This window comes from Methylophilus sp. DMC14, assembly GCF_056314085.1.
Genome location: NZ_JBQUZA010000001.1, coordinates 829,698 through 842,230 on the forward strand (window position 1 = coordinate 829,698; position 12,533 = coordinate 842,230).

Consider the following 12,533-nt stretch of genomic DNA (forward strand, 5'->3'; position numbering starts at 1 on the left):
GGACAGCATGCAAGAATTACAAACCTGGTTTGAAGTGCAACAGTTACAGCAGGCCTATATTGCGGCGCTGGATAACGATCAGTTGGAGCGCTGGCCACAGTTTTTTACCGAAGACTGCCACTACAGCATTGTGCCCAAAGAAAATTTTGATGCGGGCTTGCCCATCGGCATGATTTATTTTGATAACCGCAATATGCTCGAAGACCGCGTCACGTCCTTGCGCCATGCCAATATTTTTGAGAGCCATACTTACCGCCACATGACCTCTGGCCTGGTGTTGCAGGCCAGCAGTGCCGATGAGGTGCAGGCAGAGTCCAGCTATGTGGTGGTGCAAACGCTGCAAAATGGCGAATCCCACGTCTACCAGACGGGTCGTTACATCGACCAGATTGTGCGCACCGACCAGGGCTGGCGCTTCAAGCGGCGGCAGGTGGTGTATGACACCTCACGTGTACAAACCTTGCTGGCGACGCCGATATGAGTACCGTCCATTTACACCGCTGGACAGACATTGGCGCCATCGAGGACTTTAGCGAGGAGGAGCCGGTCGCGGTTGAGGCCGGTGGCATGCAGCTGGCCATTTTTCGGCTTGAGGATCAGTTATTCGCTTTGCATGATTTGTGTACCCATGGAGTGGCGCGGCTGTCTGAAGGCTATGTGGAAGATGGCTGTGTCGAGTGTCCCTTGCATCAGGGCTTGTTTGATATCCGTACCGGGGCCGCCAAATGCGCGCCGGTGACCGAGGCCGTGCGTAGCTTCCCGCTCAGGATACATGACGGCCGCGTGCAGGTAGCGGTAGACGCGCAGGCTGCACCTGCCACCGCCAAACCTACGGCGGTGGAGGTGGTGTTGACCAGCCTGGATAAGGTGGCGCCGGATGTGGCACTGGTGCGGATGCAACTGCCAGCTGCGCACCGTTTTGCTTACCAGCCCGGTCAATATATCGATATCCTGCTCGGCGACCAGCGCCGCAGTTATTCTTTGGCCCAAGTCACGGCCAATGCGCTGGAGTTGCATATCCGTCATCTGCCAGGTGGCTTGTTTACCGATCAGCTGTTTCATCAACTCGCACCGGGCACGCCGCTGACGATTGATGGTCCGCATGGACAATTCACGCTGCAGGCAACACAGAAGCCAAAAATCATGGTCGCGACCGGCACCGGCTTTGCCCCGGTCAAGGCCATGCTCGAGGCGCTGATTGCTGCAGGCAACGGGGTCCCCGTCACCTTGTATTGGGGCGGCCGCACCTTGCCGGACTTGTACCAGCATAGCCAATGCCTGGATCTGGCCACCCGCTACCCCTGGTTTCATTACGTGCCGGTATTATCGGCAGCCACAGCGACGTCCTGGCAGGGGCGGCAAGGCTATGTCACGGATGCGGTATTGCAAGACTGGCCAGACTTACAGCCATTTGAGGTCTATGCCTGCGGCTCGCCAGCCATGGTGGCCACTGCCAACCAGCGCTTTGTCGCACAAGGCCTGGCGCCCACGGCATTTTTTGCCGATGCTTTCTATTCGCAGGCCGACCGTCGACAGGCCGCATAACCACGTGTGTCGCGCTGATTAACCAGCCATTACGCTGGCAAAAAGCGCGATACGCGGTGCCATCCGCAAGGCTTCAACACATTATGCTGTGATGCGCCATCGTATGACTTAAGCCATCCGTTGAGCCATCGTTGGACTTAGGGCTAGCCATGAGGTCTGATGATGGCTACTGCTGACGGAGCATCAATGCCCCGGCCCAAACCGGCGGCTGGCAGAAGGGGATTCGCCAAAGCGTTTTTTATAATCAATCGCAAACCTGCCCATGTGGTTAAAGCCCCATTGCATGGCGATTTCAGTCACTGACAGGTGTGCCGTTTTTTCCGATAACAGCATCTCGCGCACGCGGTCCAGCCGGACTTGTCGCAGGTAATCCATCGGGCTCAAGCCACGATAACGCTGAAAGCCCGCGAACAAGGTGCGGGCACTGACCCCGGCAATCGCCGCCAGGGATTCTATGGTCATGCTATCGGCGGTATGGGCATGGATATAATCTTCTACCCGCTTGATGTAGAACGGCGCAATATTGGTAATCGGGGCTTTCATACACAGATTGTGGGGTTGGCCATACAGCAGGGCATTAAACAGGGTGGATTCAAACTGCTCAAATACGATGGGTTCATTTAACTGCGGATAAGGGCTCTGCATGTTGTCGGCCAGCATGCTCACCAGCCTTAAAAAATATTGTCCGGCTGGCGTTTGCAGTTGCAAGTCAGGATGAAACTCCAGCGGTTTTTCCAGCTGCGGCATACCCAGATGCTGCGCACAGTGCTTGTCCAGGCGGGCGCGTTCAATGCGCAAAATGATGTCTGCACTGCCGGCTTCCCATTCAATTTCGAGTGGCAAGGTCGGTGACACCAGCGAGGCATTCTCGGGGGTAGACACAAAGCGGTGATTGCCACAGCGGATGGTGGAACTGCCATTCATCGGGATATGCACCAGAAAAAAATCATTGAGGCGGTCAGGGTCTATCACCACTTCATGCTGGTACTGCAAGCGGTTTAACGACAAGGCGCCCTGACGCACATGATGCATGCTGGCAATACCATGCTCGCGGTGGTCGCGGATTTTCAGGCGATGCGGTTTGAAGACAATGCCTACCGCCTGTTTCACTTCATCCATGTCAGAAGAGCAAAACAGCTGATTGTCTTCATTAAATAAGGTCTGTTCGAGCTGGGCAATCAGTGACGATACCCTGTGATCAGCCCGGTTGAATTTCTCCAGTCTGGTTTGCTCCAATATAGTGCTACCTAACACAGTCATGGTGCGCCTCTCTCTTCCCTCTGGCCTGAGGATCTGCAGTATCCGGATAGTGGCTGCACTTTTTGGATAACCTCAGCTATCTATCTGGATTAAAAAGAATTTTTTTACTGTTATAGGTCTTAAAGATAGCAAGATGCATACCACCCCAACGGTGCAGGCAGACAGAAAAAAGCCAGGCGTGCATTTGCAGGCCTGGCCAGAGAAGCAGGGGGGTAAATCAGGGTTTGAGCTGTTTTAACAGCGGAATCAGGTAGCGGCCCGTGTAGCTGGCGCTGTTTTCTGCCAGCGTTTCCGGCGTACCGACACCGACTACCACGCCTCCGCCATCGCCGCCTTCGGGGCCCATGTCGATCAGCCAGTCGGCGGTTTTGATCACGTCCAGATTGTGTTCGATGATGACCACGGTATTGCCCGCGTCACGCAAACGGTGAATCACGTCCAGCAATAACTGGATATCCGCAAAGTGCAAACCGGTGGTGGGTTCATCGAGGATATACAGCGTGCGGCCGGTGTCGCGTTTGCTGAGTTCCAGTGCCAGCTTCACCCGTTGTGCTTCACCGCCAGACAGCGTGGTGGCTGATTGCCCCAGCGTGATATAGCCCAGGCCCACGTCCAGCAAGGTTTTCAGTTTGCGTTCAATCACCGGCTGTGCATTAAAGAACTGGTGCGCTTGTTCCACCGTCATGGCCAGCACTTCGTGGATGTTTTTGCCCTTGAACTGGATTTCCAGCGTTTCGCGGTTATAGCGCTGGCCTTTGCAGACGTCGCAAGGCACATACACATCTGGCAAAAAGTGCATTTCCACGCGGATCACGCCATCGCCCTGGCAGGCTTCGCAACGGCCGCCCTTGACGTTAAATGAGTAGCGGCCTGGACCATAGCCGCGCGCGCGGCTTTCCGGCACGCTGGCAAACAAGTCACGGATCGGCGTAAACAAGCCGGTATACGTCGCCGGGTTGGAGCGCGGTGTGCGGCCAATCGGGCTTTGGTCAACATCGACCACCTTGTCAAAAAACTCCAGACCTTCAATGCTTTGGTGCGCGGCAGGTTCGGTGCTGCTGCCATACAAGTGCGCGGCGACCACGCGGTAAAGCGTGTCGTTGATCAGCGTTGATTTGCCGCTGCCAGAAACGCCCGTGACGCAAGTCAGCAGGCCGACCGGAATCTCAATGCTGACGTCTTTGAGGTTGTTCCCGCTGGCGCCATTGAGTTTGATCATGCGCTTGGGGTCTGGCTGTGTGCGCGGCAGCTTGAAGGTAATCTGTTTTTTGCCGCTGATGTATTGCCCGGTCAATGAGTTGGGGTCGGCTTCAATCTGGGCCGGGGTGCCAAAAGACACAATATTGCCGCCATGCTCGCCCGCGCCGGGGCCAATGTCGACAATAAAATCTGCCAACTGAATGGCATCCTGGTCATGTTCGACCACAATTACACTGTTACCAATGTCGCGCAGGCGCTTGAGGGTTTCCAGCAGGCGGTCATTGTCGCGCTGGTGCAGGCCGATGGAAGGCTCATCCAGCACATACATGACGCCAGTCAGGCCGCTGCCGATTTGCGAGGCCAGGCGGATACGCTGTGCTTCGCCACCAGACAGGGTTTCTGCCGAGCGCGACAGCGACAAGTAATCCAGACCGACATTGGTTAAAAACTTGAGGCGGTTTTCGATCTCCTTGACGATCTTGTCGGCAATCGCCAGCTTTTGCCCGCTCAGTTGCAGCGTTTCAAAGAAATTGAGCGCCTGTTTGAGCGGCACTTCGCAGATCTGGTGAATGTTTCTGTCGCCAACCTTGACGTGGCGTGCCTCTTTGCGCAAACGCGTGCCGCCACAATCCGGGCAGGCAGTCGCATTGATATATTTTGCCAGCTCATCGCGTACCGCAGTCGAGTCACTCTCGCGATAACGGCGTTGCAGGTTATTGATAATGCCCTCAAAGGTATGCGACTTGCTAAAGAAGGTGCCACGCTCATTGAGGTATTTAAAGGCGATTTGCTCGCGGCCAGAACCATACAGCAGAATTTGCTGCGTCTCTTCCGGCAGCGTTTCAAACGGCGCTTCCAGGTCAAAGTCATAATGCTGGCTCAGGCTGGCCAGCATCTGAAAGTAAAACTGGTTGCGCTTGTCCCAGCCTTTGATCGCGCCACTAGCCAGCGATAAATGCGGAAAAGCCACCACGCGCTTGGGATCAAAAAACGTGACCTGACCCAGGCCATCGCATTTTGGGCAAGCGCCCATCGGGTTGTTAAAGCTGAATAAACGCGGCTCAAGTTCGGCCAGTGAGTAGTCACACACCGGGCAAGAGAACTTGGCAGAGAACAGGTGTTCTTTTTCGCTATCCATCTCCAGCGCCACTGCTTTGCCATCTGCCAACCGCAAGGCGGTTTCAAAGGATTCAGCAATCCGTTGCTTCATGTCTTCGCGCACTTTAAGGCGGTCGACGACTACGTCTACACTATGCTTGGTGGTTTTCGCCAGTTGCGGCAGGCTATCCATTTCGTAGATCTTGCCATCAATGCGCAAGCGCACAAAGCCCTGGGCTTTGAGCGTGTCAAACAGATCCAGCTGCTCGCCTTTACGGTTAGAGACTACCGGCGCCAAAATCATCAGCTTGGTGTCTTCTGGCAACTTGAGCACACTGTCCACCATCTGGCTCACGGTTTGTGCCTCAAGCTTGATGCCATGCTCTGGGCATTCCGGGTCCCCGGCACGTGCATACAGCAAACGCAGATAGTCGTGGATTTCAGTGACAGTGCCGACCGTGGAACGCGGGTTGTGTGAGGTCGATTTTTGCTCGATGGAGATGGCCGGTGACAAGCCTTCAATCAGGTCCACATCCGGTTTGTCCATGCGCGCCAAAAACTGGCGGGCATACGCAGATAAACTTTCGACGTAGCGGCGCTGTCCTTCTGCATACAAGGTATCAAAAGCAAGCGAAGACTTTCCTGAGCCTGACAGGCCGGTGACCACAACCAGTTGGTTGCGCGGAATATCCAGATTGATGTTCTTGAGGTTATGGGTGCGCGCCCCGCGAATTTTGATAAATTCCATGATACTTTCACGAACAGACAGCCAACCTGATAATATACGCAATTATTTGAAATTAAGCCAAGTTTTCTTAAAGGATTCATGCAGTTCTCCGAAAAAATGACCCAGCTGGAAACCCGTGCCACTGCGGCATTGGCCTCCATCTACGGGCTACGTATGTTGGGCATGTTTTTAATTCTGCCTATTTTTGCCATTTATGCCGAAACCCTGCGCGGCGGCAATAACCATACCCTGATTGGTCTCGCCCTGGGCGCCTATGGCTTCATGCAAGTCATTTTCCAGTTGCCGTTTGGCATGGCGTCTGACCGTTTCGGCCGTAAAAAGCTGATTTATCTGGGCTTGATCATGTTTGCGCTGGGCAGTGTCTGCGCCGCAATGGCTCAAGATATTTACATGGTGATTGTCGGGCGGGCGATTCAGGGTGCGGGTGCCATTTCTGCCGTGGTCACTGCGCTGGTGGCCGATTCCACCCGCGAAGAGCACCGTACCCAAGCCATGGCCATGATAGGCGCAACGATAGGCGTGACCTTTGCCGTGTCACTGGTGGCGGGGCCCATCCTCAATCAATGGATAGGCGTGCCAGGCATTTTCTGGCTCACCGCCGTGCTGGCCATTCTCGCCATCGGCGTGGTTAAGTTTGCCGTGCCAGAGCCCTTGCATGCGCACTTTCACTCCGATGCCCAGGCGGTGCCGGCCAAAATCGGCGAGGTATTACGCGATAAGCAATTGCTGCGCTTGAACTTTGGCACGTTTTGCTTACATGGGGCGCAAATGGCCATGTTCATGGTGGTGCCGTTTGCCATCAAGCACAGCACCGGCATGAACGAAAATTCTCACTGGAAGATTTATTTGCCAGTGCTGCTGATTTCATTTGTCTTAATGGTGCCCGCCATCATTTATGCCGAGAAAAAAGCCAAGCTTAAACCCGTGTTTATCAGCGCCGTCGGCCTCATGCTGTTCACGCAAATCGCCTTCATGTTCAGCCTCAACAGCCTTTGGGGCATTGTCGCCACCCTGTTCTCCTATTTTGTGGCGTTTAATATCCTTGAGGCTTCGTTGCCGTCACTGATCTCAAAAATGGCGCCGGTCGCTGCCAAAGGCACTGCCATGGGCGTGCACAACACCGCGCAGTCCTTTGGCATGTTTTTAGGTGCAGCCCTCGGTGGCTGGCTCTCGCACACTTATGGCAGCAGCACGGTGTTTGTCTTCTGCGCTGTGCTCATGCTGATCTGGTTTGGGCTCGCACTCGGTATGCAGGCACCGCCCAGCGTCAAAACCAAAATGTTCCATTTGCAAGCAGGGTATAATGACGCCCAGGCCGCCAAACTGGTGCAAGATATCCGCGCGATGGAAGGCGTCTATGAAGTCGTCGCCATTCCCTCAGAAACCATGCTCATGGTAAAGTTGGAAAATCAGCGCAGCAAAGCATTTCAGGCGGCATTGTCGCAAGCAATCATGAATCGAATAGGGGAGTCGTAACACCATGGCATCAGTCAACAAAGTGATTTTGATGGGCAATCTCGGGCGTGACCCTGAAGTGCGCTACATGCCAAACGGTGAGGCAGTGGCTAACTTCAGTATCGCCACCACCGAAAACTGGAAAGACAAATCCGGCGTGCGCCAGGAAAAAACCGAATGGCACAACATCGTCATGTACCGCCGTTTGGCCGAAATCGCCGGCGAGTACCTGAAAAAAGGCCGCCCGGTGTATATTGAGGGCCGCTTGCAAACCCGTAAATGGGAAAAAGATGGCGTCACCCGCTACAGCACCGAAATCGTCGCCGACCAGATGCAAATGTTAGGCACTGGCCGTGAAGGCGGCAGCGCCTCCTATGACGGCGGTGAGATGGATCAAGGCGGCGGTATGGACGACTACAACCAGGCCCCACCACGCCAGCAGCAACCTGCTATGGGTAGCGGTAACGCCGCTGGCGGCGCAAACCGCAATGCCTTCCAGCCTGCTAGCAAACCAGCTGGCAATTTTGACGACTTTGATGACGATATTCCGTTCTGATTTACACCTAAGAATATTTGTAAAGTATTACCAAAAAATCCTCGCCTAGCGAGGATTTTTGCTTTTTTGACAATGTACAAAGAAATGTGATGGTTTGCTTAAGGTCTACTGCCATGCAAAAGAGAAGAATGGAATCTTTATGGTGCTGTCGGTTAAACTGATCAAAGGTGTGGATTAGAAAATCACCCCTGAGCCAGAATCAATTTGTCGTTCATTTTCGATTTTAAGTTTATTATTCTCATTGATAATTCTTTTGCTATACCTTCCTGCGATGACTTCTAAGGCAGAAAAAATCCCGTCTCTAGTATGGTCTGAGGCTCGAGAGTTATAACGCTCCAGTAACTTTTGGATGACTCCTTCATCCCCTCTTAAAGCAGTCAGGTATGAGGCATGATTTCCTGAATTTGATGTCGATTTATCTATGATAAGAAAAAGTAATTCTAGAGGTATGGCTGAAACGCCTTCCAAAGCATCTAAAGCAACACTAATTTTTTGATCATCTTTATGCTCCATCGGAGCAGGGGTGCCAATTAGAAAGCCTCTCATCCAATTCAGCAATTTTACAGAGTAACTTGCGTCTCCATACTTAACACGTAGAAGTAAGGCTTCGTAGCTTTCATCGTCTGCGCTCAAACAACCAATCAATAAATTTATTACATAATCTCTTGCGGGATGCAATGATGGCTTAAAGTCGATTGATGTATTGAAACCCAAGTGATTTGAGATATACCTTAACCCATGATCGGCAGAAAAAATCACTCTACTCAAATCCCGAAGCGGAAGATTTAAAGAAGGGATGATTTCCGCTGCTCTACGTACTGAATGTTCGCTAAATTTATTAGCAAAACTGAACCAACTCGCAACTCCCTCAGGTGTTTGTTCAGTAAGAATATCTAACGAAGCTTTTTCGGCATTCCTATCTCCCCAAAGGGCCATGCAAAGTAAAACGAGAAACTTCCGCTCAATAGAAGGCTCACCTTGTGATAGCGAGCGGCTAAGAATTCCTATCTTGAGATCAAGAGCCATTTCAACTTTGAGCAATGACTCCAGACTTGATTTAAAAAGTTTCTCAGACCATTTCTTAGTGAAAAGTAAATCTGTAAAGATTTTTTCTACATTCTCTAAACGCCAAAACAACTTTAAAGCTTGAAAGCTAAAGGGATGTGGATCATCTTCAGGACCTACGAATGCTAAAGCCTCAGAAATACACTCCCAGGCTTCAGCGGGTAATGGATTAGGGTACAACGAGTAACCAGCTAAACGGATACACACATGTAATGACTTATCTTTACTAATTCTCAACCACTTTTCTGCTGTTAATTTATTGTTTGATAAGTTCGTGATGAGAAAGCTTAATGCCACGATCTCCTTTTCAGTTGTACGAGCCTCTAGTACACGTGCCATATAAAGCTCGAAAGCTTCATCTGCTATAGCATCAACCGCATTTTGCCACTCGTGTAAGTAATAACGATGAGTAAGGTCCCGGACTAAAACACTCTTGAGTATAGCTCTCGTAAGTTCAGGGGATCCCTTGGCTTCTATAATCGCTCCCCCGCCGTAATATAGCGCCCAATTTGATAGATGATAGGTTACTGCAGCAGGCAGGGGATCAAGAAAACCATCCGCTATCAGATAGCTAATACTTTGGCTTATCGAATAAGCTTCTGAATGCCAGGCATCCGCCAAGTGATCACCAACAAAGCCTTTTAGTTCAGTGCTCACTTTGGCGCCATTAACAATGCATCTTGCTACTAGGCGCAGTGCTGTATGGAAAATATCATCCGGATTCGAAAGTTGATTTTTAATAATGGTATTTGCATCTGGATGCATTTCAAGTGCGAATTGCAGTGCCTGTGCCCATGGGCGACGAGTAACTTTTGCAAAGCTTGTGCTGATATTGTTTGGAGCATTAGTCACCATCCAACATGCCGCCAAATACTCTTGTAAAATTGGGTAGGCAAATCTCAATCTTGCACCAGCTCGTTTAAGCACTCCAAGTTGAATCAGTCTATCAATATATAACTCAGGTTGCTCAGTGAGCCCTTGATTCCTCAATGAACGTTTGGCATCAACTTCAGATAAGCCAATACCTTCCTGTTCTAAACACCTACAAGCTAGCAACTCAGCAGACTCACGCAAGTGACTCAAAAGGGTCAACGCAGTCGCGATAGACTTATGTCTTTCTGGTGAGAAAAGTAAGGTTAAATAATTTTCAAGCAAGTCAGAACGTGAATGGGGTAGATTTTCATCAGGCTTTGACGTTGCTAAAACCAAAGCAAGGAATAAAGGAATTCTAAGTAAGTGGCTTAAGTCTGGATGTCTATTAAGATGATTGCGTAACATTTCCGCAGTGATACCGCCACCATGCTTCGAATAAGCATCTGCAAATTGTGCAATAGCAAAATCATCTAGGCGATTGATTGATAGTACTGTTGCGTCTAAGGGGACATTCAATGCTGAACTATCTCTAACAGTAAGTAAAAACGCTGCCTGCGGAAAGCGTGCATAAAACCTAACAATAGATTGAAGCACATTTGTTCTGTCTGAGGCCGATAGCTCATCCAATCCATCGAACAATACAACTGTTCGACCAGATTCAGAAAGTCTCTCCCAGTCAATTGCGACACTGTACTCAGTGTTTATCTTGGAATTCAAATAGCCAAGAACATTTTCCCCACAAGCGGCAAATGAGTCCAAAGAAACAATTGCAGGGATGTAGGCACTTCCGCTTAAACCACTTGCAATTGCATGTAATAAAGTTGTTTTGCCGAAACCAGCTCCAGCATCAATGACAGCCCGGGTGATTTTCCCACGTGGGAAATCTCGCACATCCACACTTGCTTTAAAATGGTCCCATCTCCATCGAGGGTCTTCGTACTCAAAATCAGAGAATACTTTGCTAGTCGACTTGTCTATCAGGGGTAACCATAAGAATAAATCTTCAATTGGGCCACTTAGGCTAGTCCCTGGAACTGAAAGACTACCCATTTCAGTTTTTATGGCTTGCAGATACTTACTGACTCCCCAGGCGATTGAATCGCTTACGTGAACATTACATTCAGCAATCAACTTTTCCAGTAGTTCGCTTGCTCTAAAAGAGCCTCGAACCCTAGCCTGTTCTCCTATAGTCCCGAGTAGCAACCTGAATAGAGTAGTCTTATCTACACTGGAATCTGGAATCCATAAAGGAAGCTGGTCACGAGTTAAATCTGCCAATGGCCAAATCCAGACTTCGACCTTTTCAGCCAATCGGAAAGCTGCTTCTTCGGTTTTCGTCTGCAAGGCATCAATGATTTTATTAACAATACTCTTGAATCCTACTGATAGACTATCTAGCCATTCTCCGCAATTTTCCTTTCCTTTAGCTCGGTCGCAAACCTCGCGAAGATTTCCAATTTCCGAAGTATTGGTTCCGACAACAAGTACCAGCTTAAATTGAGTATTTTCACTGGAAAAAGCTTGTTCAGAGAAAGCTTGCCATAGCTTTTCCCATACCGGGCCTGAAGTAGAAAGCGCCTCTTTTGCTTGAATAAATGAACGACTACCATCAGCATGGAGGACTACAACATCATCAACATGTTCTGGAGCCTCTATTCTCACCTCAACAACACGATCTCTTGCAATTCGATGTTGGAAGTCTATTAGTCTACCGAGGAATAGCGTCGCGATCGAGTTTTGGTAATGTATACCAGATTGTGTTGTAGTACCGCCAGCTTCAGCCATATCTCACCATTGTATTTTTTGATTTTCTAGCCTTTTAATAGCTACTGGAGATCCGAATAAGTGAAATCACAATAGGAACTACCTCCTTTTTGACTTGGCTGCTTATAAGCAAAGATTGATAAGCCTATCGCAAATATGGCGCCAACCACACTTAAGAAAATTGCTAGATTAAGCATATTTACTCATTCCTTTCCCCGGGGTGCTTCATTAATGAACACTTTGGCAAAGTGTTCTTCGAGTTTTATAAACCCCAATTTAGAAAAAGCTAGTTTTAATTTTCGCGCCCGGTTTGCTAGTGTATACGTCTCGTTAATAAAGTATAAATGTGGAGACAGAGTATTACCACTTCACTGATCTTAGACTAAAGAGTTAAATCTAACCTATGGTGCGACATGGTGGCATGTATGGCAAATTTTTGAGTGTTTGCCCTGCTAATTAGTGATTTTCCAAATATTGATTTTAGGTAAGGACTACTGTACTGAGATGTAAGGTTTCTCTGCTTTATGAAGGTAATATTTTACGAAATTTTTACACTTACCTCTTAGTCAGTCATTTGATGTGCGAGAGCAGCCTTGGCTGATAAGCGTTCTAGACGATTGATAAAGGCTATTAACTAGATATGAAGTATTAACAACCCTTCTGATCGACACAATAATAAATATTGTTGATTGGAATCAGATAAGGCCCTGTTTTTACAGGGCCTTTTTATTTTTCCATACCTAAGAGCATTCAAGAAGGGCAAAAGAATCATTTGTTTCGCACGAGCCCCGTTGACTCTTTATTGCGATCAGGAGGATGCCAAACTTAATCCGTTTTGGAGCGTATTTAATCTCTTGATGGAGCGTAATGGCGCTTTACAAGCAAAAGGTAAAATTGTTTTAGGCAAGGATTTCATAAATTTATACTTGATTCGGGGTTTAAATTAATTCACTCTTGAGTTATTCGTGA

The 12,533-nt window shown here is 49.5% G+C and carries 7 protein-coding genes; 4 read left to right on the top strand and 3 right to left on the bottom strand.

Translation table 11 applies throughout. The features are described 5' to 3' along the window. The first annotated feature begins 7 nt into the window (after nt 1–7). Both andAd and andAb read left to right on the top strand, forming a co-directional pair. A complete protein-coding gene (gene andAd, locus ACT53C_RS04060; protein ID WP_194749565.1) occupies nt 8–481 on the top strand; it encodes an anthranilate 1,2-dioxygenase small subunit AndAd in 474 nt (157 codons plus the stop codon). Continuing rightward, the gene (gene andAb / locus ACT53C_RS04065) at nt 478–1,545 is read left to right on the top strand and encodes an anthranilate 1,2-dioxygenase ferredoxin subunit AndAb (RefSeq protein WP_476144895.1); all 1,068 of its coding nucleotides are present in this window, start codon (nt 478–480) and stop codon (nt 1,543–1,545) included. The genes andAd and andAb overlap by 4 nt, the downstream gene beginning before the upstream one ends. A gap of 183 nt (nt 1,546–1,728) precedes the next feature. Here andAb and ACT53C_RS04070 read toward each other — a convergent pair whose 3' ends face one another. Both ACT53C_RS04070 and uvrA read right to left on the bottom strand, forming a co-directional pair. After that, a complete protein-coding gene (locus ACT53C_RS04070) occupies nt 1,729–2,805 on the bottom strand; it encodes an AraC family transcriptional regulator (RefSeq protein ID WP_476144896.1) in 1,077 nt (358 codons plus the stop codon). Nucleotides 2,806–3,022: 217 nt separating this feature from the next. Next, entirely contained in the window at nt 3,023–5,851 is a 2,829-nt protein-coding gene (gene uvrA / locus ACT53C_RS04075; protein ID WP_476144897.1) for an excinuclease ABC subunit UvrA, read from the bottom strand. Between the two features lie 78 nt (nt 5,852–5,929). Between uvrA and ACT53C_RS04080 the strand changes: the two genes are divergently transcribed. Further along, the gene (locus ACT53C_RS04080; protein ID WP_476144898.1) at nt 5,930–7,327 is read left to right on the top strand and encodes an MFS transporter; all 1,398 of its coding nucleotides are present in this window, start codon (nt 5,930–5,932) and stop codon (nt 7,325–7,327) included. 4 nt (nt 7,328–7,331) lie between these two features. Further along, nucleotides 7,332–7,862 carry a single-stranded DNA-binding protein gene (ssb, locus tag ACT53C_RS04085; RefSeq protein WP_275357292.1) on the top strand — a complete coding sequence of 177 codons (531 nt, stop codon included), beginning with the start codon at nt 7,332–7,334 and terminating at the stop codon, nt 7,860–7,862. 174 nt (nt 7,863–8,036) lie between these two features. Here the strand turns inward: ssb and ACT53C_RS04090 are convergent, their stop codons facing one another. Continuing rightward, on the bottom strand, nt 8,037–11,585 hold the full coding sequence (locus ACT53C_RS04090; protein ID WP_476144899.1) for an NACHT domain-containing protein: 3,549 nt from the start codon (nt 11,583–11,585) through the stop codon (nt 8,037–8,039). Nucleotides 11,586–12,533 lie beyond the last annotated feature (948 nt).

Excerpts from the sequence above, each read along its gene's own strand:
- andAd (WP_194749565.1), top strand. The coding sequence starts at position 8 with ATGCAAGAATTACAAACCTGGTTTGAAGTGCAACAGTTACAGCAGGCC.
- andAb (WP_476144895.1), top strand. The coding sequence starts at position 478 with ATGAGTACCGTCCATTTACACCGCTGGACAGACATTGGCGCCATCGAG.
- ACT53C_RS04070 (WP_476144896.1), bottom strand. The coding sequence starts at position 2,805 with ATGACTGTGTTAGGTAGCACTATATTGGAGCAAACCAGACTGGAGAAA.
- uvrA (WP_476144897.1), bottom strand. The coding sequence starts at position 5,851 with ATGGAATTTATCAAAATTCGCGGGGCGCGCACCCATAACCTCAAGAAC.
- ACT53C_RS04080 (WP_476144898.1), top strand. The coding sequence starts at position 5,930 with ATGCAGTTCTCCGAAAAAATGACCCAGCTGGAAACCCGTGCCACTGCG.
- ssb (WP_275357292.1), top strand. The coding sequence starts at position 7,332 with ATGGCATCAGTCAACAAAGTGATTTTGATGGGCAATCTCGGGCGTGAC.
- ACT53C_RS04090 (WP_476144899.1), bottom strand. The coding sequence starts at position 11,585 with ATGGCTGAAGCTGGCGGTACTACAACACAATCTGGTATACATTACCAA.